21 protein-coding genes are annotated in these 22431 nt (G+C 65.0%); 13 read left to right on the forward strand and 8 right to left on the reverse strand.

The window, feature by feature from the left end; all coding sequences use genetic code 11:
* Window position 1 precedes the first annotated feature (1 nt).
* Genes ureE through ureG form a run of 4 tightly spaced genes read left to right on the forward strand, consistent with a single transcriptional unit; the run spans window position 2 to window position 2356 of the window.
* On the forward strand, window positions 2-481 hold the full coding sequence (ureE, locus tag ABIE20_RS00365; RefSeq protein WP_429501798.1) for an urease accessory protein UreE: 480 nt from the start codon (window positions 2-4) through the stop codon (window positions 479-481).
* Between the two features lie 21 nt (window positions 482-502).
* The gene (locus ABIE20_RS00370; protein ID WP_429501800.1) at window positions 503-1048 is read left to right on the forward strand and encodes a HupE/UreJ family protein; all 546 of its coding nucleotides are present in this window, start codon (window positions 503-505) and stop codon (window positions 1046-1048) included.
* Window positions 1048-1722, forward strand: a complete 675-nt coding sequence (locus ABIE20_RS00375) for an urease accessory protein UreF (protein WP_429501802.1) — start codon at window positions 1048-1050, stop codon at window positions 1720-1722. Before ABIE20_RS00370 ends, ABIE20_RS00375 begins: the two co-directional genes overlap by 1 nt.
* A 10-nt stretch (window positions 1723-1732) precedes the next feature.
* Window positions 1733-2356, forward strand: coding sequence for an urease accessory protein UreG (gene ureG, locus ABIE20_RS00380; RefSeq protein ID WP_045198646.1), 624 nt, complete (start codon window positions 1733-1735; stop codon window positions 2354-2356).
* A 72-nt stretch (window positions 2357-2428) separates the two neighbouring features.
* On the opposite strand, the gene ABIE20_RS00385 is transcribed toward ureG, so the two are convergent.
* Window positions 2429-2761: a methyltransferase family protein gene (locus ABIE20_RS00385; RefSeq protein ID WP_429501805.1), complete on the reverse strand. Its 333-nt coding sequence runs from the start codon at window positions 2759-2761 to the stop codon at window positions 2429-2431.
* Window positions 2762-2925: 164 nt separating this feature from the next.
* Between ABIE20_RS00385 and ABIE20_RS00390 the strand changes: the two genes are divergently transcribed.
* On the forward strand, window positions 2926-3411 hold the full coding sequence (locus ABIE20_RS00390) for a DUF2199 domain-containing protein (RefSeq protein WP_429501807.1): 486 nt from the start codon (window positions 2926-2928) through the stop codon (window positions 3409-3411).
* 5 nt (window positions 3412-3416) lie between these two features.
* On the opposite strand, the gene ABIE20_RS00395 is transcribed toward ABIE20_RS00390, so the two are convergent.
* On the reverse strand, window positions 3417-4469 hold the full coding sequence (locus ABIE20_RS00395; RefSeq protein WP_429501809.1) for an NAD(P)-dependent alcohol dehydrogenase: 1053 nt from the start codon (window positions 4467-4469) through the stop codon (window positions 3417-3419).
* 176 nt (window positions 4470-4645) lie between these two features.
* On the opposite strand from ABIE20_RS00395, the gene ABIE20_RS00400 reads away from it, so the two are divergent.
* The 7 genes from ABIE20_RS00400 to chrA all read left to right on the forward strand — a co-directional run bounded on the left by ABIE20_RS00400 (window position 4646) and on the right by chrA (window position 13801).
* On the forward strand, window positions 4646-5539 hold the full coding sequence (locus ABIE20_RS00400; RefSeq protein ID WP_429501810.1) for an AraC family transcriptional regulator N-terminal domain-containing protein: 894 nt from the start codon (window positions 4646-4648) through the stop codon (window positions 5537-5539).
* 73 nt (window positions 5540-5612) lie between these two features.
* A complete protein-coding gene (locus ABIE20_RS00405; RefSeq protein WP_429501812.1) occupies window positions 5613-7517 on the forward strand; it encodes a M14 family metallopeptidase in 1905 nt (634 codons plus the stop codon).
* Window positions 7518-7607: 90 nt separating this feature from the next.
* The gene (locus ABIE20_RS00410; protein WP_429501814.1) at window positions 7608-8780 is read left to right on the forward strand and encodes an MFS transporter; all 1173 of its coding nucleotides are present in this window, start codon (window positions 7608-7610) and stop codon (window positions 8778-8780) included.
* Window positions 8781-8860: 80 nt separating this feature from the next.
* The gene (locus ABIE20_RS00415) at window positions 8861-9856 is read left to right on the forward strand and encodes a response regulator transcription factor (RefSeq protein WP_429501816.1); all 996 of its coding nucleotides are present in this window, start codon (window positions 8861-8863) and stop codon (window positions 9854-9856) included.
* 81 nt (window positions 9857-9937) lie between these two features.
* Window positions 9938-11680, forward strand: a complete 1743-nt coding sequence (locus ABIE20_RS00420) for an amidohydrolase (RefSeq protein WP_429501818.1) — start codon at window positions 9938-9940, stop codon at window positions 11678-11680.
* A 41-nt stretch (window positions 11681-11721) separates the two neighbouring features.
* Window positions 11722-12456, forward strand: coding sequence for a TorF family putative porin (locus ABIE20_RS00425; RefSeq protein ID WP_429501820.1), 735 nt, complete (start codon window positions 11722-11724; stop codon window positions 12454-12456).
* Window positions 12457-12601: 145 nt separating this feature from the next.
* Window positions 12602-13801 carry a chromate efflux transporter gene (gene chrA, locus ABIE20_RS00430; RefSeq protein WP_429501821.1) on the forward strand — a complete coding sequence of 400 codons (1200 nt, stop codon included), beginning with the start codon at window positions 12602-12604 and terminating at the stop codon, window positions 13799-13801.
* Here the strand turns inward: chrA and ABIE20_RS00435 are convergent.
* From ABIE20_RS00435 to ABIE20_RS00445, 3 genes are read right to left on the reverse strand one after another with little or no spacing between them, the layout of a single operon-like run.
* Window positions 13794-14579, reverse strand: a complete 786-nt coding sequence (locus tag ABIE20_RS00435) for a PhzF family phenazine biosynthesis protein (RefSeq protein ID WP_429501822.1) — start codon at window positions 14577-14579, stop codon at window positions 13794-13796. The genes chrA and ABIE20_RS00435 overlap by 8 nt on opposite strands.
* A gap of 3 nt (window positions 14580-14582) precedes the next feature.
* Window positions 14583-15278, reverse strand: coding sequence for a helix-turn-helix transcriptional regulator (locus tag ABIE20_RS00440; RefSeq protein WP_429501824.1), 696 nt, complete (start codon window positions 15276-15278; stop codon window positions 14583-14585).
* A 57-nt stretch (window positions 15279-15335) separates the two neighbouring features.
* The gene (locus ABIE20_RS00445; protein WP_429501825.1) at window positions 15336-15629 is read right to left on the reverse strand and encodes a DUF7693 family protein; all 294 of its coding nucleotides are present in this window, start codon (window positions 15627-15629) and stop codon (window positions 15336-15338) included.
* A 297-nt stretch (window positions 15630-15926) separates the two neighbouring features.
* On the opposite strand from ABIE20_RS00445, the gene ABIE20_RS00450 reads away from it, so the two are divergent.
* The gene (locus ABIE20_RS00450; RefSeq protein WP_429501827.1) at window positions 15927-17336 is read left to right on the forward strand and encodes a M16 family metallopeptidase; all 1410 of its coding nucleotides are present in this window, start codon (window positions 15927-15929) and stop codon (window positions 17334-17336) included.
* Between the two features lie 13 nt (window positions 17337-17349).
* Here the strand turns inward: ABIE20_RS00450 and mobA are convergent, their stop codons facing one another.
* The 3 genes from mobA to ABIE20_RS00465 all read right to left on the reverse strand — a co-directional run bounded on the left by mobA (window position 17350) and on the right by ABIE20_RS00465 (window position 22305).
* A complete protein-coding gene (gene mobA / locus ABIE20_RS00455; RefSeq protein WP_429501829.1) occupies window positions 17350-17925 on the reverse strand; it encodes a molybdenum cofactor guanylyltransferase MobA in 576 nt (191 codons plus the stop codon).
* A 61-nt stretch (window positions 17926-17986) separates the two neighbouring features.
* Window positions 17987-21115, reverse strand: a complete 3129-nt coding sequence (locus ABIE20_RS00460) for a multidrug efflux RND transporter permease subunit (RefSeq protein WP_429501831.1) — start codon at window positions 21113-21115, stop codon at window positions 17987-17989.
* Between the two features lie 11 nt (window positions 21116-21126).
* A complete protein-coding gene (locus tag ABIE20_RS00465; protein ID WP_429501833.1) occupies window positions 21127-22305 on the reverse strand; it encodes an efflux RND transporter periplasmic adaptor subunit in 1179 nt (392 codons plus the stop codon).
* Window positions 22306-22431: the final 126 nt, after the last annotated feature.

Here is a 22431-nt window from a genome sequence, read left to right on the forward strand (position 1 = left end):
CATGATCCTGTTGACCCGTCGCCTGAGCGACGCCGCCTCGGTAAGCGGCACCGTCACCCTGAATGTCGACACGCGGATCAAGAGCCGCGTGCGCATCACCCTCGACGATGGCCGCGAGGCCGGCCTGATGCTTGAGCGCGGGCAGTTGCTGCGCGGTGGCGAGTTGCTCGGCGAAGCGCAGGGCGGCGAGGTGATTCGCGTGCTGGCGGCGGCCGAGCAGGTGTCCAGCGTGCGCTGCGCCGATCCGCTGTTGCTGACCCGCGCCGCCTATCACCTGGGCAACCGCCATGTGCCGCTGCAGATCGAGGCCGGCCTGGTGCGCTACCAGCACGACCATGTGCTGGATGAAATGGTCCGTGGTCTGGGCCTGGACGTAACGGTCGAGCAGGCGCCGTTCGAGCCTGAGGCCGGGGCCTACCAGAGTGCCCCGCACAGTCATGCCCACAGTGACCACCTGTTCGTTCGCGTCGCTCACCCCTGAATATTGATAAGGAGATTACCCATGAAAAAGTTCATAACCCTCGCATTGCTGCTGGTTGCGCTTCCGGTCTTTGCCCACCCCGGCCACGACGCCAACCCGCTGCAGGACGGTTTGTTGCACCCGCTGACCGGCCTTGATCACTTGCTCATGCTGCTTGGCACCGGCGTACTTGCGGCGCTGACCGGGCGCACCCTGGCGCTGCCATTGCTGACCCTGGGGGCGATGTTCGGCGGGGCGCTGATGGGCCATTTGTTCGGTGGCGTGATCGGCATGGAGCAGATGATCATCGGTTCGCTGCTGGTGGCCGCCGCCGCGCTGCTGATGCCCAGCCGCCAGCTGTTGCTGGCCTTGGCCATGCCGCTGTTTGCCCTGTTCCACGGCTGGGCCCACGGCGTTGAAGCCAGCCCGGGCGCGTTCTGGGTGTTCAGCGCAGGTTTCGTCACTGTCAGTGGCCTGCTGTTGCTGGCAGGCTTTGCCGGCGGTTGCCTGCTGCGTCGACACACCGGCCTGCAAAAGGCCTTCGGTGGCGGCCTGTTGGCCGGTGCCGCGCTGGTGCTGGCCGGCTGATGAGCAACGAGCTGAAGCTGCTGCGCCTGTTGCAGCTAGCCAGCCCCAGCCTGCCGGTGGGCGGCTTTACCTACTCGCAAGGCCTGGAGTGGGCGGTGGAGGCCGGCTGGGTGCAAGGCGCCGAAGGCTTTCGCGCCTGGCAACGGCAGCAGATCGAGGACACCCTGTGCCACCTCGACTGGCCGCTGCTGGCGCGGTTGTACCAGGCTTGCCTGGCGGATGACGCCGAAGCGTTCGAGCGTTGGAGCCGGTTTTTACTGGCCAACCGCGAAACCGCCGAATTGCGCCTGGAAGAACGCCAGCGCGGCATGGCCCTGACCCGTTTGCTCGACGGCTGGCAACTGGGCCAGGCACCCGAATGGCGCAGCTCGCTTGAGCTCAGCCAACTCGGCGGCATGGCCTGGCTGGGCGTGCACTGGGATCTCCCCTTGGCTGACCTGGCCCTCGCCCACGGCTATGCCTGGCTCGAAGGCGCGGTGATGGCCGGAGTCAAGCTGGTGCCGTTCGGCCAGCAAGCGGCACAGACCCTGTTGCGTGACCTGAGCGAAGCCTTGCCCGATGCCCTGGCCACCGCCCTGGCCCTGGACGATGACCAGCTCGGTGGCGGCCTGCCGTTGCTGGCGATTGCCTCGGCGCGCCACGAAACCCAATACACCCGATTGTTCCGATCCTGAGGAAAGCCCCATGCAAAGCTATCAGCAACCCCTGCGCGTTGGTGTCGGCGGCCCGGTCGGCTCCGGCAAGACCGCGCTGCTCGAAGCGCTGTGCAAGGCCATGCGCGACCATTATGAAATCGCCGTGGTGACCAACGACATCTACACCAAGGAAGACCAGCGCATCCTCACCGAGGCCGGCGCCCTGGCCCCCGAGCGCATCGTCGGGGTGGAGACCGGCGGCTGCCCGCACACCGCGATCCGTGAGGATGCCTCGATGAACCTGGCGGCGGTGGAAGAGCTGGCGCGCAAATTCGGCAACCTCGAAGTGATCTTCGTCGAGAGCGGCGGCGACAACCTCAGCGCCACCTTCAGCCCGGAGCTGGCCGACCTCACCGTGTACGTGATCGACGTCGCCGAAGGCGAGAAGATCCCGCGCAAGGGCGGGCCCGGGATCACCAAGTCGGATTTCCTGGTGATCAACAAGATCGACCTGGCGCCTTATGTCGGCGCTTCGCTGGAGGTGATGGAAAAGGACACCTGGCGCATGCGCCCGGAACGGCCGTGGGCCTTCACCAACCTCAAGACCGGGCAGGGCTTGCAGCGGGTGATTGATTTCATTGTCGAGCGGGGGATGTTGAAAGTGTCGGTGTAGCCAAAAGCATCGCGGGGCCGCGCAATCCTGTGGGAGCGGCGGTGCGACGCCTCGACTTGCCCCGCGATCAATCTATCTGCGCCCCACAAAAGGCAACAACATCCCGGCCTTGCGCTGATACTGCCGATACTGCTCGCCAAACAACTGCACCAGGTCCTTCTCCTCCAGCAGCGTGCCCATCAGGATGTACAAGGTACTCACCCCGGCAAACAGCAAGTGGCCAACCGTCATGTGCGGCGTCGCCCAGAAGCTCATGACAACGCCCAGGTACAACGGGTGGCGCACCAGCTGGTACAACCAGGGGGTCTTGAAGGCGCTGGCTTCACCGGGGTGTGGGCGAAAGGCGTCGAACGCCTGCTTGAGGCCGAACAGTTCGAAGTGGCTGAGCAGGAAGGTGGCCAGCACCAAGATTCCTGCTCAGGTGGCTGGCAATGGCTTAACCCTTAATCCTAGCCCAGTAAAACTGCGGCCAAGCCGAGTGGGGCAATCAGCCGCAGCTCAACTTTGTCCGGCGAGCCTGCTAGAGTCGCCACCCTTTACCAATCGATCCGATGCAGGAGGCAACTTTGATGATGTGCAGTCAGTGCGGCAAGGACCACGCCGATGACCTGGGTGAACTGGCATTCCGGCGCCCGGATGCGCTGTTCGCACTTAGCGCCGAGGATCGCCAGAACAAGGTCAAGGACAGCAACGACTGGTGCGTGATCGCCGGCGAGCGGTTCTTTTTGCGGGCGCTGTTGCCGCTGACCGTGGCGCACATCAACGATAGCTACTGCATCGGTATCTGGGTCGAACTGCAGCCGGCGGATTTCGAGCGTGTCTGCGAGCTCTGGCGCGATGAGCGCCAGGCCGCCGAGCCGCCTTTTGCCGTGCGCCTGGCCAACAGTATTCCGACCCTGGCAGAAACCCTGGGGCTTGAAGGCCAGTTGCAGTTGAGCGGCCCGACCTCGCGCCCCAGCGTGACCCTGACCGACAGCAACCACCCGTTGGCACTGGAGCAGGCCAACGGGATTTCCCTGCACCGCGCTCACGAATACAGTCAGGTGTTTGCCTGACAGGCTCAGGCCTTGAGCGTGGCCATGTCGATGACGAAACGGTACTTCACATCGCCGGCGATCATGCGGCTGAAGGCTTCGTTGATGTGGCGGATATCGAGCATCTCGATATCGCAACTGATGCCATGATCGGCGCAGAACTCCAGCACTTCCTGGGTTTCGGCGATGCCGCCGATCAGCGAGCCGGCCAGTACGCGGCGCTTCATTACCAGGTTGGCGGCGTGCAGCGCCGGGTCGACCGGCTCGATCAGGCCGACAAGAATATGCACGCCGTCGAACTTCAAGGTCTGCAGGTAGGGGTTGAGGTCGTGCTGGACCGGGATGGTGTCGAGCAGAAAATCGAAACGCTCGGCTGCGGCGCGCATCTGCGCCTCATCGGTGGACACGATCACGTGGTCGGCCCCTTGGCGCCGGGCTTCTTCGGCCTTGGCCGGCGAGCGGGTGAAGAGGGTGACTTCGGCGCCCATGGCCTTGGCGAACTTGATGCCCATATGGCCCAGGCCGCCCATGCCGAGGATGCCGACGCGGTCGCCGGGCTTGACCCCGTAATGCTTGAGCGGTGAGTAGGTGGTGATGCCGGCGCAGAGGATCGGCGCCGCGCTGGGCAGGTCCAGGCCTTGCGGGATGCGCACGACGAAGTGCTCGCTGACCACGATGCTGCTGGAGTAACCGCCCATGGTGTTGCTGCCGTCAACCCGGTCGGGGGTGGCGTAGGTCATGGTCGGGCCTTGCAGACAATATTGCTCCAGGTCCGCCTGGCAGGCTTCGCAGTGGCGGCAGGAGTCGACCATGCAGCCCACACCCACCAGGTCACCGACGCTATAGCGGCTGACGTTGGCGCCGACGGCGGTTACCTTGCCGACGATCTCGTGGCCGGGCATCAGCGGGTAGACGGCGATGCCCCATTCGTTGCGGGCCTGGTGAATGTCGGAGTGGCACACGCCACAGTAGAGAATCTCGATCGCCACATCGTCGGCGCGCGGGCTGCGGCGCTGGAAGGTCATGGGCGCCAGGGGCGCGGTGGCGGACTGGGCGGCGTAACCGATGGCTGTGTACATAGGGCCTCAAAAAACGGTGGTCGGTGAAGGCTGCGCATTCTGCGCATCCGGCGGCGAGCCGCCCATCGTCATTCCTCCGTGTCTCATGCCTAAAACTCCGTACTTGGTCGCCAGCCCCTGGCGCATAGCTGCGAAACTGCGATGATGTCAGTGTCCATTCCTCCGTGCGGTTTTCCATGCAGCTCACTCGCCACTCCGATGCCAACGCCGCCCTCTGTGCCCTGATCCGCTCTCTGGCGTTACGCCCGGGTTTCGTCGACACGCCACTTGCCCAGGTGCAGGTACTGTCGGCCAGTCACTACGTGGCCAGCAGCCCGCAGATCTACGAGCCGAGCCTGATGATCCTCGCCCAGGGCAGCAAGCTGGCACGCCTCGGGCCGCGTACCCTGGAATACGGCGCCGGTCATTACCTGGTGCAGGCGCTGTCGGTGCCGTTCATGTGCGAGACCTTCGCCACCGAACAGGAGCCGCTGCTGGGAGTGTCGGTGGCCATCGACCGTGTGGTGCTCGGCGAACTGGTGCAGAGCATGGGCCTGGCGCCAGACCGGGCGATCAAGGCGCAAACCCCGGAGTCGATGACCTCGGCGGCGCTGGATGAGGCCATGCGCGACAGCGTCGAGCGTTTGCTGCGCTGCCTGCACGACCCGCTGGATTGCCAGGTGATGGGCCAGGCGCGGGTCAGGGAGGTGTTGTATGTGGCCTTGCGCGGGCCGCAAGCCGGGGTGTTGCGGGCACTGGTCGAGCAACAGGGCCACTTTGCCCGCATCGCGGCGGCGCTCAGCTACTTGCGCGAGCACTATGCCGAACCGCTGAGCGTCGAAGCCCTGGCGGCGTGCGCGAACATGAGCGCCTCGACCTTTCACGAGCACTTCAAGCGCAGCACCTTGCTGTCGCCGATGCAGTACCTCAAGCGCCTGCGCTTGCTCAAGGCCCAGCAGATGCTGATAGGTGAGGGCACGGGCGTGGCCCAGGCGGCGCACCGGGTGGGCTACCAGAGCACCTCGCAGTTCAGCCGCGAGTACAAGCGCCATTTCCAGCGCAGCCCGGGGGAAGAACAGCCGTACCTGTGAGCCTGTCTGGCTCTCGTCTGCTTACACATTGTGGTTTAAGGTGGGCACCTGCCTCTCATGACAGGGATCGATCATGAAACACCCGCTTTTGCAGCCCCTCGTTGTCGCGCTGTCGCTGGGCGCTGGCTTACCAGCCCTGGCGGCGTTGCCCAGCGCGCCGTCGTATATCGACGATAGCCTGTATTCCCCGGCTGCCAAGCAGCGCATCCTGCCACCGATGTTCGCCCAGACCCTGGCCAGCACCCGCTACCTGGCCAAGCCGGACAACCCGCTGATCACCCAGGCCGAAGCCAGCGAATTTCGCCAGACCAGCAACTACGACGAAACCCGCGCCTACATGACCCGCCTGGCCGCTGCCTCGGGTGGCAGCATCGTGCTCAACGACCTGCCGGAGAAAAGCGCCGAAGGCCACCCGATGCTGATGGCCATTGCCTCCCTTGAGGTCGACAAGTCGCCCGCCGGGCTCAACGAGTCCGGCAAGCCGACAATCTTCGTCGAGGCCGAGATTCACCCGGGCGAGGCCAACGGCAAGGACGCAATGTTCATGCTCCTGCGTGACATGACCACCGGCGACAAGCCGCTGGCTGCGTTGCTGGAGAAGGTCAACATCCTTTTCATTCCCACCGTCAACGTCGACGGCGACCTGCGCCGCAGCGCCTATGGGCGGATCAACCAGAACGGCCCGGATGAAACCGGCTGGCGGGTCAACGGCCTGAACTACAACCTCAACCGCGATTTCACCAAGCTCGACAGCGCCGAGATCCGCAACGTCGCCTGGGTGTTCAACACCTACCAGCTGAGCTTTTTTGCCGACACCCATTCCACCGACGGCGCCATGTACCCCTACGACAGCTCCTATTGCCACAATGGCAACGGCTGGTCGCCGGCCAGCAGCGCCTGGATCGACAAGGTCATGCGCGCACCGGTGTACCAGGCGCTGGAGGCCGACGGCCATGTGGTGCATGAATGCATCAGCCTCAACAGCAACCAGGACCCGACCCAGGGTTACTACCCGTACCGCACCGACTACGCGCGCTTTTCCAACCAGTACGGCGACATCCGCAGCGTGCCGTCAATCCTCATCGAGCAACACGCTTTGCACCCGTATCAAACCCAGGTGCTGGGCAACTACGTGATGCTCAAGAGCATGTTCCAGGTGATCGGCGACCAGGCGGTGTCGCTCAGCGAAGCCATCCGCCAGGACCGTGAGCGCCTCGATGCCCAGGAACAGGTAACTCTGACCTGGAAACCGGGCAAGGCCCAGGCCACGGCTTTTACCGTCGGTGACTACCGCTATGAGCAGTCGCCGATTACCGGCGCCAGGACCATTGTCTGGAGCAACACGCCGAAAAAGCTCAGCGTGCCGGTCACCGGTAACACCGAGCCCGACCTGGTGGTCAAACGGCCCAGGCAGTATGTGGTGCCGGGCCAGTGGCGCGAGGTGATCGCCCGGCTCAAGGCCCATGGCATCCACATGACCACCCTCGACAAGCCGACGCCGATTGCCGTCACGCTGTATCGCATGGATCAGGTAAAAGTGGCGGGGGGCTTTGAGCCCGATCGCACCCAGGTGAACCAGATCCCAGGCTACGAAGGGCGCCTGCTGGTCAGCGGCGTGGCCAAGCCACTGGAGCGTTTGCAGACTTTCCCGGCCGGTTCGGTGGTGATCGATACCGACCAGCCGCTGGGCGTGCTGGCGGTCAACCTGCTGTACCCCGAAAGCCCCGACTCGTTCTGGGCCTGGGGCTTTTTCAACGCGACCCTGGTGGCGGCGGAAGAACCGGAGGAGTACGTGATGGAGCCGATGGCGCGCAAGATGCTTGCCGAAAGCCCCAAGCTCAAGGCCGAGTTCGACAGCAAGCTCAAAAGCGACAAGGCCTTCGCCGCCAGCCCCAGCGCCCGCTTGCACTGGTTTTACCAGCGTACGCCGTTCTATGACGTCAATGCCTTTGTCTATCCGGTGGGGGCGGTGTACTGATCGGGTATCGATCGGTCTGAAAACGGTATTGGTCATCCGCAAAATCCGTGATCTATAAAGGCTCTGGTCTTCCCGCCCGAGCCTTTATGCATGAACACCCGCCGCCGTCCACTGATTGCCGCGAGCATGGCCCACGCCGTGCACGACGGCCTCACCGATGTCATCTACGTTTTACTGCCGCTGTGGCAGGCGCAGTTTGCCCTGAGCTTCGCTCAGGTCGGCCTGCTGCGTGGCGCCTACGCCGGGATGATGGCCGGCCTGCAACTGCTGGCCAGCCGTGCGGCAAAACGCTGGGGCCGCGAGCGTCTGCTGGTCGGCGGCACCGCCCTGGCCGGGCTGGCCTACCTGGTGGCCGGGCAGGCCGGTGGCGTCGGTATGCTGCTGTTCGCCTTGTTGCTGGGCGGCCTCGGTGCCAGTACCCAGCACCCGTTGGCATCGTCGTTGGTCAGCGATAGCCATGAGGCTGGCGGCGGGGTCAAGGAAGCGCTGGCGCACTACAACTTTGCCGGTGATATCGGCAAGATGCTGGTGCCTGCCGGGGTTGGCCTGCTGCTGGTGGTGACCAACTGGCAAACCAGCGTCACCGTGCTGGGCCTCCTTGGCCTTGCGGCCGCTGCGCTGCTCTGGTGGCTGATTGCGCCGCAGCCGTCGGCGGCGCCGAGTGTGCGCAAAGCAGTGACTGCTGTTGGTAGCGACTCCAGCAGCGGCCTGGCCGCCTTGCTGCTCACCGGCACCCTCGACAGCGCCGTACGCATGGGTTTTCTGACCTTTCTGCCGTTTTTGTTGCAAGCCAAGGGCGCAGGCTCCGCCGGTATCGGCCTGGCGCTGATGCTGCTGTTCGTCGGCGGCGCCTTCGGCAAGCTGCTGTGCGGCTACCTGGGCGCGCGTATCGGTATGATGAAAACCGTGTGGTGCACCGAGTCGCTGACGGCACTGCTGATCGTGTTGATGCTGTACCTGCCGCTGACGCCGATGCTGGTGCTGTTGCCGCTGCTGGGCCTGGTGCTCAACGGCACCTCGTCGGTGCTCTACGGCGTGGTGCCGGAGCTGGCGGGGGCGGGCAGGCGCGACCAGGCCTTTGCCCTGTTCTACACCGGCACCATCGGCGGCGGCGCCCTGGCACCGGTGGTGTTTGGCGCTGTTGGCGATAGCGCCGGCATCACCACGGCGGTGATCAGCCTGGCGGCAATCCTGCTGCTGACCCTGCCGCTGTCCTGGTGGGTGGAGCGGCAACTGCAATCGGCTTTGCCGACGACCGTTTAGTCATAGCGGCGCAGGCTGGACGCTCTCCCACCCCTGTGTCACTGTCGGCGCCACCGTTCGGCAGCAAACAGGGTTGGCCAATGCTCAGCAGTACCCGGTTCAATGCGTTCAATCGTTGTGTCCTGCAACTGGCGAGCTTGGCCCGCGAGGGTGGCGGCTCGCACTTCATCGCCGAGGGCCTGCAGGCGTTTCGCGCGATCGTGCCATTTGCCTCGGCCTGGTGGGGCGAGATGTCTGGCGCTGGCGCTGGCGCCAGCGCTGCACCGCAAAGCTGGATGCACGGGCGCATCGACCTGCCGCCGGCCTTTGCCCGCGACTGGAGCGAGGTCGCCGACATCGACTGTTTCGCCCATACCACCCTGGCGCGGCCAGGGCAGGTAGTGCGCGACAGCGAGTTCACCGACCCCAACGAAGCGGTCAATGTCTTCGCCCGCCGCTACGACCTCTACCACCTGATGTGCATCACCTTCGAGCTGCCGCAAAGCGGCCTGAACTTCTACGTCTGCCTGTACCGCGGCGAGCACGACGCTGCCTTTTGCGAAAGCGAAGACGGCTTGTTCGCCGCCTTTTGCGAGCACCTGCTGCAACTATGGCGCTTCCAGGTGCAGGACATGATCCGTCTCGATACCGGCAACGCCGCCGCCGATTTTGCCATTGCCCGCCTCGATGGCAGCCTGCTGTATGTGGGCGCGCGGGTATGTGCGGCAATCGAGCAGGCGCTGCCAGGCTGGAGTGGCTCGCTGCTGCCGCCCCCGGTGTGCGCGCAACTGGCCAGGGCGCCGTGCGTGATGCGCCTGGGCCGCAGCAGCCTGACCCTCAGCGCCAACGGCGAGCATGTGATTCTGTCGCTGGAAGCGCCGACGCCAGGGGTGCTGCTGGCGCCCCGCGAGCGCACCGCAGCCATGCTGTTTGCCGCCGGCCACTCCTACAAGGAAATCGCCCGCATGCTGTCCTTGAGCCCGGCGACGGTGCGCACCTACCTGCGCAATTGCTATGTGCAACTGGGGGTCAAGAGCAAGGTGGAGCTGGGTGCGGCCTTGCGTCTGTCGATGCCGCTGGCGGAAAAAACTGCCTGACCCTCCTCATTTGCAGAGGTCCATTGCCGCGCTGCGCTCTATAGGGTGTCACCAGCCCTATAACAACAAGAGAGCGCTGCAATGCAACGATTGATCCCCACGCTGTTGGCCACTGCGCTGGCCTGTGCTTCGCTGCCGGCCCTGGCCGCCGCCGACCTGGTACTGTTCAACGGCAAGGTGTACACCGGCGAACCCGGCCAGGGCCTGGTGCAGGCGGTCGCGGTCAAGGATGGCAAGGTCCTGCAAGTGGGCAGCGACGCACAGATCCAGGCCCTGGCCGACGCCCACACGCAACGCATCGACCTGGCCGGCAAGGTGCTGATGCCCGGCATGATCGACAGCCACAGCCATCCGGTAGTGGCAGCCTACGACAGCCTCGGCGCCAACCTGCAGGATGAGGTCAAGCCGCTGCCCGAGCTTGAGCAGTGGATCCTCGCCGAAGTCGAACAAGGCCGTGGCAAGGCTGGCGATGTGATCAGTGTCGCCGGGGCGAGTTCAGCCTATTGGGACAACAGCCGCGAGCTTGGCCAGTTGTTCAACCAAGGCCGCTGGGCCACTCAGCCGCTGGTGCTCAGTGGCATCGACGGCCATACCGGCTGGGCCAACCAGGCCATGCTCAAGCGTTTGCAGATCGACGCGGCGTGGGTCAAAAGCCTGTCCGAGCAAGACCGCAGCTATGTCGGCCACGAGGCCGACTTCAGCCCCAACGGCTACTTCGCCGAAGCGCGCTGGGACCAGGTCCGCAGCCAGATCCCCGCGGCCAGCCAGGAAGTGATGCTCAAGGCCGCGCGCGAGGCGGTCAGGGTCAACAACCAGTACGGCGTCACCGCCTGGATGGATGCCGCAGCCAATGCCGGCAGCGGCGATTCGCTGTTCGATTTCAAGGCCACGGCGCAGACCGTTGGCGTGCTGCCGCTGTACCGGGCGCTGGCCGAACGTGGCGAGCTCAATGCCCATGTCGCGGCGCTGTTGATCACCAACCCCAAGAGCCGGCCGGCCGACCTTGAGGTGCTGGCCCAGGTCGTGAAGCAGTTCGAAGGCGTGCCCAACCTGAGCTTCCCGGGCATCAAGGTGTTTGTCGATGGCGTGCTCGAGTACCCCGGGCAGTCGGCGGCGGTCATCACCCCGTACAGCAACAGCCACAAGAACGGCCAGCTGCTGATCGACCCGGAGCATTTCGGCGAGCTGGTGGCCGCGGCCGAGCAGCACGACTGGATCGTGCACATGCACGCGGTCGGTGACCGGGCGGTGCGCGAGTCGCTCAACGGCGTGGCCTATGCACGCAAGTTGCAGGGCAGGCCGCAGGCTCACAGCATCAGCCATCTGCAGATGGTCGACCCCAAGGACTTTGCGCGCTTCAAGCAACTGGGGGTGATCGCCTCCATGCAACTGCTGTGGGCGACCGCTGAAAACTACACCGTCGAGCTGGTCAAACCCTACGTCAGCGCCCAGGGCTACGCCTATCAATACCCGGCGCATTCGCTGCAGCAGGCCGGTGCGCTGATCGCCGGCGCCAGCGACTGGCCGGTGTCCAGCCCCAACCCCTGGAATGCCATTGCCCAGGCCATGACCCGCAAGGGCCCGCTGGGTGTGCTCAATGCCAAGGAAAGCGTCGACCGCCAGGTCATGTTCCAGGCCTACACCCTCAACGCCGCCAAGGCCCTGCGCCTGGAACGGCAGATCGGCTCACTGGCGCCCGGCAAGCAGGCCGACCTGATCGTGCTCGATCGTGATGTGTTCAAGGTCAGTGCCCAGGAGCTGTTCGACACCAGGGTGCTCAAGACCTACTTCGCCGGCAAGCAGGTGTACGCCAGCGAGTCCTGACACCGCCGTTACCCGCACAGTCATAACAACAAGGGTCTGGTATGAACACACGCTTGCTCATTGCTTTCGCCTGCCTGGCGCCGCTGACGGCCCAGGCACTGACACTCAACGCTGACTTCAGCCTCGACATGAGCCTGGCCGCCACCAGCGACTACCGCTCCCGAGGCATCTCGCAAAGCCTCGGCGACCCGGCGTTGCAGGCCGGCGCCACGCTGATGCACAGCAGTGGCCTGTACCTGGGCGCCTGGACCTCGACGGTGGATTACGGCTTCGACTACAAGACCCGTCAGGAGATCGAGTACTACGCCGGCTGGTACTGGCAGGCCAGCGATGCCATCAGCCTGGATATTGGTTACCTCAAGTACAGCTACCCCAAGGAAGGCCAGTTCAACATGAGCGAGGTCTACGCCATCCTTGACCTCTATGGCCTCAAGCTGGGCGCCTATTACTCCAGCGATGCGCCCAACGCCTTTGGCAAGGACCAGGACACCCTGTACAGCTATGTTGCCTACAGCTTCACCTTGCCGGCCGAGGTCGGCCTGGAACTGAGGGCAGGGCGCAACGATGTCAAGGATCCGGCGTTCTGGTCGGCCAGTGGCGATGACCGCAATGCGTACCATGAATGGGAAGCCAAGCTCAGCCGCGAGTTCGTCGGCGTGACCTGGGCGGTGAGCTACATCGACACCGACCTGTCCAAAAGCGAGTGCAGCAGTTGGTATGGCTATGACGACCTGTGCTCGGCGACTGTGGTGGTGAGTGCCAGCAAGGCGTTCTGAGCCGGCATCAATCCAATGCTGAAGGCAGCGCTGAACCTGTGGGAGCGGGCTTGCCCCGCGATCGAGTGCGCAGCGCTGGTAATTTTCTGGCTGCACAAAGCCCATCGCTGGCAAGATGGGCGCAGTCCAGAAGAACGAGCGTTGTATGCCCCACGCCAACGATCACACGCCATGGCAGGTTTTCCTGATTTTCCTGCGCCTGGGCCTGACCTCCTTCGGCGGCCCCATCGCCCACCTCGGCTATTTTCGCGACGAATTCGTCAGTCACCGCCGCTGGCTGAGCGAGCGCAGTTATGCCGACCTGGTGACGCTTTGCCAGTTCCTGCCGGGCCCTGCCAGCAGCCAGGTCGGTATCGCCCTGGGCCTGTCACGCGCAGGTTACGCCGGGGCGCTGGCGGCCTGGCTGGGATTCACCCTGCCTTCGGCGCTGGCTCTGACGCTGCTGGCCCTGGGGCTGGCCGGTTATGCCGAGTCGGTCCCGGCCGGCATCCTCCATGGCCTGAAGGTGGTGGCGGTCGCGATTGTCGCCCAGGCGGTGTGGGGCATGGCCCGCACGTTGTGCCCGGATGCGCCGCGGATTTTGCTGATGCTGGCGTCTGCCTGCCTGGTGCTGCTGGCGCCTGCGGCCTGGGCGCAGGTCGCGGTCATTGCGGCAGCGGGTGTTGCCGGCCTGATGCTGTTCAAACCGGGTAAAAGCGTCGAGCACGATCCCTTGCCGACCTCCGTCAGCCATCGTGCGGGCAGCCTCTGGTTGCTGCTGTTTTTCGCCCTGTTGCTGGCTTTGCCGTTGCTGGCCGGACTCGGTGCCAGCCCGACCTTGAACATGATCGATGCCTTCTACCGCACCGGCTCCCTGGTATTCGGTGGCGGGCACGTGATGCTGCCGCTGCTGCAGGCCGAAGTGGTCGCCAACGGCTGGGTTGGCAACGAGACCTTTCTGGCGGGTTACGGCGCCACCCAGGCAGTCCCCGGCCCCTTGTTCACCTTCGCCGCCTTTCTCGGCGCCTCGATGCACGGGCCGCAGTCCGGCTGGCTGGGGGCGGTACTGTGTCTGCTGGCGATCTTCGCCCCGTCGTTTTTACTGGTGTTCGGTGCGCTGCCATTCTGGGAGCGCCTGCGCAGCAACCTGCGCATGCAGGCGGCGATGCGCGGCGTCAACGCGGCGGTGGTGGGGCTGTTGCTGGCAGCGCTTTACCAGCCGGTGTGGACCAGCGCGATTCTCCAGCCCCTGGACGTCGCCCTGGCGCTATTGGCCCTGGTCGCACTGATGGCCTTCAAGCTGCCGCCCTGGCTGGTGGTGATCGCCTGTGGCCTGGGTGGGCAGTGGTTGAGCCTGCTCAGATAAAAATCGTGCCACGCAGGTACAGCGCCGCCTGGCCGCTGATGATCACCCGGCCGTTGTCGAGCACTTGGCAATGCAATTGGCCCTTGCGCAGGCCGCCTTGCTCGGCGCTGAGGCTGCGCTTGCCCAGGCGCGCGGCCCAGTAGGGCGCCAGCGAGGTATGGGCAGAGCCGGTGACCGGGTCTTCATTGACGCCTACCCGCGGGCCAAACCAGCGCGAGACGAAGTCTACCTCACGGCCGGGAGCGGTGACGGCGATGCCGCGCACGTCAAAGGCGGCCAGGGCGGCGAAGTCGGGGGCAAGACCTTCGACCAACGCCGGGTCGTCGACCACCACCAGGTAGTCATCGGTGCGGTACAGCGCTTCGATCCGCTCAAGCCCCAACGCGTGCAACAAGCCCTCGGGCACCGCCAGCGCCTGTGGCTGGCGGGCGGGGAAGTCCATGGCCAGGCGAGCGCCGTCACGCCGGACGCGCAACTCGCCGCTGCGGGTGGTAAAGCGCAGGGTGTCGCGTTGCTCGCCCAACTGCTCGAACAGCACCCAGGCCGCTGCCAGGGTGGCGTGGCCGCACAGGTCGACTTCTACCGTCGGGGTAAACCAGCGCAGCTCGAACAGCTCGCCGTTGGCGACCACAAACGCGGTTTCCGAGAGGTTGTTCTCGGCTGCAATCTGCTGCAGCGTCGCGTCTGCCAGCCAGGCTTCAAGCGGGCACACCGCCGCCGGATTGCCGCCAAACGCCGTTGCTGAGAACGCGTCTACCTGGAACATTTCAAGTTGCATGGGTCATTCCTGTCCGTTGTCTGTTGCCCGGAGCTGCTCCAGGTAGTTGTAGATGGTGTAGCGGGTCACCCCGAGCGAGGCGGCGGCCTTTTCGATGCCGCCCTTGACCAGAAACAGGCCGCGTTCCTGCATCAGCCGCACCGCTTCGCGCTTTTGCGCCTTCTTCATACCGAGCACGCCGCCGGGGCAGGCGTCGTGGATGATCTCGGCCATCAGCTGTTGCAGGTCCTTGGTCTCGTCCGCCACCGGCGCGGCAGCACTGGCCAGGCCCAGCAGCCCGCCGAGCAACTGGTGTGCAGCTTCGACGGCGCTGAGGTCGGCATTCACGCACAGGCTGGCAAACGGCTGCCCGCTGCTGTCGCGATAGACCACGGTAGCGCTGCGCAAGGTACGCCCGTCGGGGGCGAGGGTGGCGTAGTTGTCGACCACCATCGGCTCGCAGCTGCTGCGATCGTCCATGGCCCGGCGCACCGCAGCAAAGCCCAGGTCATGGCGCGGGCTGCCGAGCAGCGAATCACCGACCCGGCGCCCGGTGACATGGCCGTTGGCGATGGCGAGGATCGAGCGCTCGGGGTTGAGCAGGTCGTGCAGGACAATCTCGGTATGGTTACCGACGACCTGGCTGAGCATTTTCAGGGTGCTGCGCAGCACGCCGAGGATGAGTTGGTGTTCGTGGTTTTCTGCTGGGCAAACCTTCATCGGAGCCTTCGTGGGCGTTGGGCGGTGAAGACAGGCTATCAACGAGAATTTTAAATATCAACAATCTGTTGAATTTGTTGTGTGTAGGCGCAGCAACCGCTCGACCTGCGCCAGCTCCCAGGTGCTAAGCAAGCTCACTGGATCTGTGCCCCATTGCCAGCTGTCCAGCGTGCCTTCACGGCCATCGCTGCTGCGGCAGGCAAGGCAATGGTGCAAGTGGCTGCCGTCGAAATCCAGGCGCAGGCGCCAGCCATCGATGTCGATCTCAACCCCGACACGGCGCAACGGGCGAACGCCGAGGGCGGCGTCACGCAGTTGCTGGCAAACCTCGCGGGCACTCAGGGCTGGCATTTTTTATGGCTCTTCACGGAATTCAGGGTTGGGATGTTGAGGCTGTGAGTTTATCCATTCAGTGTGGGGCCGGCTGCCGCGCCACATCAAATGGATAAGCCCGCAGCCGTAACCGCAACAACCCAACCCAACCCAAGGATCATAGCCCCCGGGATTCCGTGAAGAACCATTTATTTCACCCTGAAAAGGTGGCGACTGAGCATAAAGCCTGCCGGCGCCAGTGTCAGCCGTTGCCCGGGCTTGATCTGCGCGAGCCAAGTGCGTAGCGTCCGCGCCTTGGTCCTTTGAGTAATTGCTATGACCCTGATGGAACGACTCTTCACCTGCGCGTTGGGATTGAGCGCAATCGCCCCGGCCGTGGCTGCCGACAACCTGGCCATTGAACACTGGACCCAGCCCAGCGGCGCGCGGATCTACCTGTTGGCGCAAAGCCAGGCCAGCGACCTGCAGATCCAGGTCGACTTCGATGCCGGCAGCCGCCGCGACCCACAGGACCAACCGGGCCTGGCGGTGCTCGGTGCAGCCCTGGCGGTGGAAGGCGTCCACGCCCAGGGCGACGCCCCGGAACTGAACGGCAACGCGCTGCGAATGAACTGGATGCGCCTTGACAGCCAACTCGTTACCCAGGTCGATGCCGACCGCTTCAGCTACCTGCTGACCATCACCGACAACAGCCCCCAGCGCCAGGCCGAGGCCAGCGCATTGCTTGGTCGGCAGATTGCCGAGCCGGCCTTTGCCGGCAGTATCTGGTTGCGGGCCAAGCCCTATTACCTTCGCCAGGTCAACGGTGAAACCACCAAGCGTTTCCCCGGGGTGGGCCATCGCTTTGCCCAGGCGGTCTACGGCGACCATCCTTATGGCCGCGAGCTGACCCGCCCGGGGCTGCAGCGCAACAAGCAGATCGATCTATACGAATACGCGCTGCCGTTTGGTTATGCCCTGACCCCGGCCATGGTCGAGCGCACCCGCATGGAAGATCTGCGCAGCCATTACACGGCAATGATGTTGCCATGCCGGGCCACGGTCAGCCTGGTCGGCAACCTTGACCGGGCCCAGGCCGATGCCGTGGCCAGCGCGGTGCTCGGGCGCTTGCCGAGCGGTCAGTGCCCAGCCTTGCCAGCGCTGCCCAAGGTGCAGGCGTTGAGCCAGGCCAGCCAGCAGCAGATCGAGCCACTGAAAGGCACGATCTGGATTCAGATCGGCCAGCCGGCGGTGCCGCGTAGCGACCCGGACTTTTTCCCGTTGCTGCTGGGCAGCGACATTCTCGGTGGCGAGCACTGGCCGACGCGGCTCAATCGGGCCATCGGCCAGGCGCTTGGCGGTGATGTCAGTTGGCAGTCGGCCAGCTATTTCGCCATGGGCCAGCAAGCCGGGGCGTTTGTGATCTCTGTGGAAGTGAGCGCCGGGTACCAGCAGCAGGCCGAGCAGGCGGTTCATCAAGCGTTGGCACGCTTTGTCAGCGAAGGCCCGAGCCCGGAGGAGCTGGACGAGGCCAAGGCGCGTTTGCTAGCCCATTTTGACGGTACCAGCCGCCAGCGTCTGCTTGAACACGTGGCGCAGGTCGCCTTGAACCAGCTGCCGGACGACAGTCTGGTGACCTGGCGCGAGCAGCTTGAGGCGGTAACGCCTGCGCAAGTAAAGGCGGCATTCCAGCGCGTCGTACAGCCGGGTAAACAGGCGACGGTGGTGGCGGGGCAGGACTACTGAGTTTACCCCGCGATCAGCCGCGCAAAAAATCCGGGGTATTGAAATTGCTCAGGCGCGGGTCTCCCTCGGCGCACTCCAGCGCCCGCAGCGGGTGCCGGCGCAAGGTTCGCTGCACACCCCGGTCGCCGTTATCCCAGGCCTGCTGGAAGTCGCTGCGCAAGGCGCAGGGGATCAGGCTGAACATCGGCTGCCAGTAACCACCCTGGCGGACCATCGCCGGTTGCTGCTGGTCATTGGCCAGGTTCATCAGCTCAAGGATCAGGGCCTGGTCGATCAAGGGGGCATCGCAGGCCAGCACCAGCATCCAGTCGTGGCGCGCCACTGCCAGCCCGGCCAAGACCCCGGCCAGCGGGCCGGGAAAGTCCGCCTCGGCATCGCCCACCCGTTGATCGGCGTAGGGCCGGTAACGGTCCTGGTTGCGGTTGCAGGAGATGATCAGGTCGTCGGTCAGCGGCCGCACCACAGCGTGGATGTGGGCGATCAGCGGCTGGCCCTGCCAGTCGAGCAGGCCTTTGTCCTGACCGCCCATGCGCTGGCCGCGGCCACCGGCAAGAATGAGGATGGAGCAGGGAGGCGGGGCGGCGGGCATGGTCAGGGTTCCTGGCAGTATCAGCCGCTCACCTTCCCATGCACGCCGCGGTCTGTCCAGATCAGCTGTCGCTGGCCTCTGGCGCAGCGGTTTGAGCCTTGGCCCGGCGCTTGCCGGTCAGGCGCATTACCACGACAAAGAACACCGGCACGAACACCACCGCCAGGGTGGCGCTGAGCATGCCGCCGATCACCCCGGTGCCGATCGCCTGCTGGCTGGCTGAGCTTGCGCCGCTGGCAATTGCCAGGGGCACCACGCCGAGGATGAACGCCAGCGAGGTCATGACGATCGGCCGCAGGCGCAGGCGCGCCGCCTGCACCGTGGCCTCGACCAGGTCGTGGCCCTCATCGACCAGGCTCTTGGCGAACTCGATGATGAGGATGGCGTTCTTCGCCGACAAGCCGATCAGGGTGATCAGGCCGACCTTGAAGAACACGTCGTTGGGCATGCCGCGCAGGCTCACCGCAATCACCGCGCCGAGTACCCCCAGCGGCACGACCAGCAGCACCGAGGTCGGGATCGACCAGCTCTCGTACAAGGCCGCCAGGCACAGGAACACCACCAGCAGCGACAGGGCCATGAGGATCGGCGCCTGGGAGCCGGACAAGCGCTCCTGCAGCGACAACCCGGTCCATTCCAGGCCCATGCCCAATGGCAGTTGGTCGACCAGGCGCTGGATCTCGTTCATCGCCTCGCCGGAGCTGTAGCCCGGTGCCGGCTCGCCCGACACGGCAATCGCCGGGTAACCGTTGTAGCGGGTCAGTTGCACGGGGCCGGTGATCCACTTGGCCTGGACGAACGCCGACAAGGGCACCATCTTGCCGCTGCTGTTGCGCACGTGAATTTTCAACAGGTCATCGACCTGGCTGCGCTGGTCGCCTTCGGCCTGCACCACCACGCGCTGCATGCGGCCCTGGTTGGGGAAGTCGTTGACGTAGTTGGAGCCCACCGCGGTGTTGAGCACGTTGCCGATATCGGCAAACGACACACCCAGGGCATTGGCCTGTTTGCGGTCGACTTCCAGCTGCACCTGCGGGCTTTCGGCCAGGGCGCTTTCGCGCACATTGACCAGCACCGGGCTGTTTTCGGCAGCCGCCAGCAACTGGTCACGCGCCGCCATCAGCCCGGCATGGCCAAGGCCACCGCGGTCCTGCAGGCGGAACTCGAAACCACTGGAGGTACCCAGGCCATCCACCGGCGGCGGCAGCACCGAATAGGCGATGGCATCCTTGAGCTGGCTGAAGGCGGCGTTGGCACGGTCGGCGATCGATTGCGCGCTGTCGTCGCTGCCGCGCTCGGACCAGTCCTTGAGGGTGGTGAACGCCAGTGCCGCGTTCTGGCCGTTGCCGGAGAAGCTGAAGCCCAGAATCAGCGTGCTGTTGCCCACGCCAGGTTCGGTGGCGTTATGCGCCTCGATCTGCGCCGCCACCTGTTCGGTGCGGGCGCGGCTGGCCCCCGGCGGCAGCTGGATGTCGGTAATGGTGTAGCCCTGGTCTTCGGTGGGCAGGAACGAGGAGGGCAGCTGGCTGAAGCCGTACACCAGCCCGGCCACCAGCACCACGTAGACCAGCAAATAACGGCCGCTGCGCTTGAGCGCCTGGATCACCCAGCGCTGATAGCCGTTGGTCATGCTCTCGAAGCGGCGGTTGAACCAGCCGAAAAAGCCGGTTTTTTCGTGGTGCGAACCCTTGGCGATCGGTTTGAGCAGGGTCGCGCACAGGGCCGGGGTCAGGCTCAGGGCGAGGAACGCCGAGAACAGGATCGACACCGCCATCGACACCGAGAACTGCTGGTAGATCACCCCCACCGAGCCTTTCATGAAGGCCATCGGCAGGAACACCGCCACCAGCACCAGGGTGATGCCGACGATGGCGCCGCTGATCTGGCTCATGGCCTTTTTGGTTGCCTCGCGCGGGGCAAGGCCTTCTTCGCTCATGATCCGCTCGACGTTCTCCACCACGACGATGGCGTCGTCCACCAGGATACCGATGGCCAGGACCATGCCGAACAGGGTCAGGACGTTGACCGAGAAGCCCTGCGACAGCATCACCGCAAAGGTGCCCATCAGCGCCACCGGCACCACCAGGGTCGGGATCAGCGTGTAGCGGATGTTCTGCAGGAACAGGAACATCACCGCGAACACCAGGGCCATGGCTTCGAGCAGGGTGGTGATCACCTGCTGGATCGACACCTTGACGAACGGCGAGGTGTCGTAGGGGATGTCGAACTTGGCCCCCGGCGGCAGGAAGCGCGACAGCTCGCTGAGCTTGGCTTGCACCAGGGTCGCGGTTTCCATGGCGTTGGCGCCCGGCGACAACTGCACGCTGAAGGCGCTGGTCGGCTTGCCATTGAGGCGGGTGCCGTACTGGTATTCCTGGCTGCCGATCTCGACCCGGGCGACATCGCCAATGGTCACGGTCGAGCCATCGGGGTTGGCGCGCAGGACGATGTCCTGGAACTCCTGGACCGTGCTGAGCTGGCCCTTGATCACCACGTTGGCGGTGATTTCCTGGGTGCCGGTGCCCGGCAGGTCGCCGATGCTGCCTGGCGCCACCTGGGCGTTCTGCGCGGCAATGGCCTCGTTGACGTCATCGGGGGTGAGGTTGAAGCCGATCAGCCTGGCCGGGTCGATCCAGATGCGCATGGCCCGTTCCGAACCATACAGCTGGGCCTTGCCGACACCCTTGAGGCGGCGGATCTCGTTCATCACGTTACGGGCGAGAAAATCGCTCAGGGTGACTTCGTCAAGGCTGCCGTCCATGGCCGTGAGGGTCACCATCAGCAGGAAGCCGGTGGAGACTTTCTCGACCTGCAGGCCTTGCTGGGTGACCGGGCGCGGCAGGCGCGACTCGACTACTTTCAGGCGGTTCTGCACATCGACCTGGGCCAGGTCGGGGTTGGTGCCCGGCTCGAAGGTGGCGGTGATGGTGGCGCTGCCCAGGCTGCTCTGCGAGCTGAAGTAGAGCAGGTTGTCGGCACCGTTGAGCTCTTCCTCGATCAGGCTGACCACGCTGTCGTCGATGGTCTGCGCCGAAGCGCCCGGGTACACGGCATAGATTTCCACCTGCGGCGGCGCCACGTCGGGGTACTGGGCCACCGGCAACTGCGGGATGGCCAGGGCGCCGGCAAGCAGGATGAACAAGGCGACCACCCAGGCGAAGACCGGGCGGTCAATGAAAAACTGCGGCATGAATCAGGCCCTCACTGGCCGTTGGACTGAACGATGGGGAGGGCTTGCTTGCCCGCGTTGTCGACCTCTACCTGGTCGCCGGGGCTGATGTGCTGCAGGCCTTCGACCACCACCCGGTCACCGGGGGCCAGGCCTTCGCTGACGATCCAGCGGTCGTTCTGCACGCTGCCCAGCACCACCGGGCGTTCGCTGATGCGCTGCTCGCCATCGACCAGCATGACCTTCGGCTTGCCGGCGCTGTCACGCAGGATGGCCCGTTGCGGCACGCTGATGCCTTGCTGCTTGACCGCCTGCTCCAGGCGCACACGGATAAAGCTGCCCGGCAGCAGGTCGAGGTCGGGGTTGGGGAACTCGCTGCGCAGGGTGATCTGGCCGGTGCTCGGGTCGACGCTGATGTCCGAGAACAGCAGCTTGCCCGGCAGCGGGTAGGGCGTGCCGTCGTCCTGGATCAGCGTCGCGCTGGCCTGGTCCTGGCCCACCTGCTGCAGCTCGCCGGCGCGCAGGGCGCGGCGCAGGGCATTGAGTTCGCGGGTCGACTGGGTGACGTCGGCGTGGATCGGGTTGAGCTGCTGGATGGTCGCCAGCGGCGTGGTTTCGTTCTGCCCAACCAGTGCTCCTTCGGTCACCAGGGCACGGCCGATGCGCCCGGAAATCGGCGCGGTAACAGTGGCGTAGCCGAGGTTGAGCCTGGCCCGTTCAAGCGCCGCCTTGGCCGCGGCAACGTCGGCATCCGCCTGCAGGAAGGCGGCGCGGGCGTTGTCATGCTCCTGGCGGCTGATCGCATTGATACCGATCAGCTCGCGGTAGCGCTGGTCTTGCAGGCGCGCCTGGAACAGTGTGGCTTCGGCGCGGGCCAGGCTTGCGCGGGCGCTGTCGAAATCGGCCTGGAACGGCGCCGGGTCGATGCGAAACAGTACATCGCCCTGTTTGACGTCGCTGCCTTCGCGGTACACGCGCTTGAGCACCACGCCGGCCACCCGCGCGCGCACTTCGGCCGTACGCGGGGCGAGGATGCGGCCATTGAGTTCGGTGGTGATCGCCAGCGGCTGCACGCGCACGGTCTCGACCCGCACGGCGCTGGGCGGCGCCTTCTCTTCGGCAGGCGATTTGTCGTCGCAGGCACTCAGGGCGAAAGTGATCAACAACAGCGGCGCGAGGGCGCGCAGACGGGCGGGACTTGAAGTGGACATGCGGATCTTCCGAAAATGACCCGGCAATGCTAAGGCAGGCGACCGACGGGCAACAGTTAAGCTGTGTAGGCCATGTGTAAAAAAGTGTGAAGCTTTATCCTGCGAGCGCGTGAGCTCTTATATCCT

Origin of the sequence: Pseudomonas sp. 2835, from assembly GCF_050435905.1 — a bacterium.
In the GTDB taxonomy this organism is placed as follows: Bacteria; Pseudomonadota; Gammaproteobacteria; order Pseudomonadales; family Pseudomonadaceae; genus Aquipseudomonas.

What these genes read in the sequence shown, in the direction of transcription:
- ABIE20_RS00425 (WP_429501820.1), top strand. Translation starts at nt 11,722, where the DNA reads ATGAACACACGCTTGCTCATTGCTTTCGCCTGCCTGGCGCCGCTGACG.
- chrA (WP_429501821.1), top strand. Translation starts at nt 12,602, where the DNA reads ATGCCCCACGCCAACGATCACACGCCATGGCAGGTTTTCCTGATTTTC.
- ABIE20_RS00420 (WP_429501818.1), top strand. Translation starts at nt 9,938, where the DNA reads ATGCAACGATTGATCCCCACGCTGTTGGCCACTGCGCTGGCCTGTGCT.
- ureG (WP_045198646.1), top strand. Translation starts at nt 1,733, where the DNA reads ATGCAAAGCTATCAGCAACCCCTGCGCGTTGGTGTCGGCGGCCCGGTC.
- ABIE20_RS00415 (WP_429501816.1), top strand. Translation starts at nt 8,861, where the DNA reads ATGCTCAGCAGTACCCGGTTCAATGCGTTCAATCGTTGTGTCCTGCAA.
- ABIE20_RS00450 (WP_429501827.1), top strand. Translation starts at nt 15,927, where the DNA reads ATGACCCTGATGGAACGACTCTTCACCTGCGCGTTGGGATTGAGCGCA.
- ABIE20_RS00390 (WP_429501807.1), top strand. Translation starts at nt 2,926, where the DNA reads ATGATGTGCAGTCAGTGCGGCAAGGACCACGCCGATGACCTGGGTGAA.
- ABIE20_RS00440 (WP_429501824.1), bottom strand. Translation starts at nt 15,278, where the DNA reads ATGAAGGTTTGCCCAGCAGAAAACCACGAACACCAACTCATCCTCGGC.
- ureE (WP_429501798.1), top strand. Translation starts at nt 2, where the DNA reads ATGATCCTGTTGACCCGTCGCCTGAGCGACGCCGCCTCGGTAAGCGGC.
- ABIE20_RS00460 (WP_429501831.1), bottom strand. Translation starts at nt 21,115, where the DNA reads ATGCCGCAGTTTTTCATTGACCGCCCGGTCTTCGCCTGGGTGGTCGCC.
- ABIE20_RS00445 (WP_429501825.1), bottom strand. Translation starts at nt 15,629, where the DNA reads ATGCCAGCCCTGAGTGCCCGCGAGGTTTGCCAGCAACTGCGTGACGCC.
- ABIE20_RS00370 (WP_429501800.1), top strand. Translation starts at nt 503, where the DNA reads ATGAAAAAGTTCATAACCCTCGCATTGCTGCTGGTTGCGCTTCCGGTC.
- ABIE20_RS00410 (WP_429501814.1), top strand. Translation starts at nt 7,608, where the DNA reads ATGAACACCCGCCGCCGTCCACTGATTGCCGCGAGCATGGCCCACGCC.
- ABIE20_RS00465 (WP_429501833.1), bottom strand. Translation starts at nt 22,305, where the DNA reads ATGTCCACTTCAAGTCCCGCCCGTCTGCGCGCCCTCGCGCCGCTGTTG.
- ABIE20_RS00400 (WP_429501810.1), top strand. Translation starts at nt 4,646, where the DNA reads ATGCAGCTCACTCGCCACTCCGATGCCAACGCCGCCCTCTGTGCCCTG.
- ABIE20_RS00435 (WP_429501822.1), bottom strand. Translation starts at nt 14,579, where the DNA reads ATGCAACTTGAAATGTTCCAGGTAGACGCGTTCTCAGCAACGGCGTTT.
- ABIE20_RS00395 (WP_429501809.1), bottom strand. Translation starts at nt 4,469, where the DNA reads ATGTACACAGCCATCGGTTACGCCGCCCAGTCCGCCACCGCGCCCCTG.
- mobA (WP_429501829.1), bottom strand. Translation starts at nt 17,925, where the DNA reads ATGCCCGCCGCCCCGCCTCCCTGCTCCATCCTCATTCTTGCCGGTGGC.
- ABIE20_RS00375 (WP_429501802.1), top strand. Translation starts at nt 1,048, where the DNA reads ATGAGCAACGAGCTGAAGCTGCTGCGCCTGTTGCAGCTAGCCAGCCCC.
- ABIE20_RS00405 (WP_429501812.1), top strand. Translation starts at nt 5,613, where the DNA reads ATGAAACACCCGCTTTTGCAGCCCCTCGTTGTCGCGCTGTCGCTGGGC.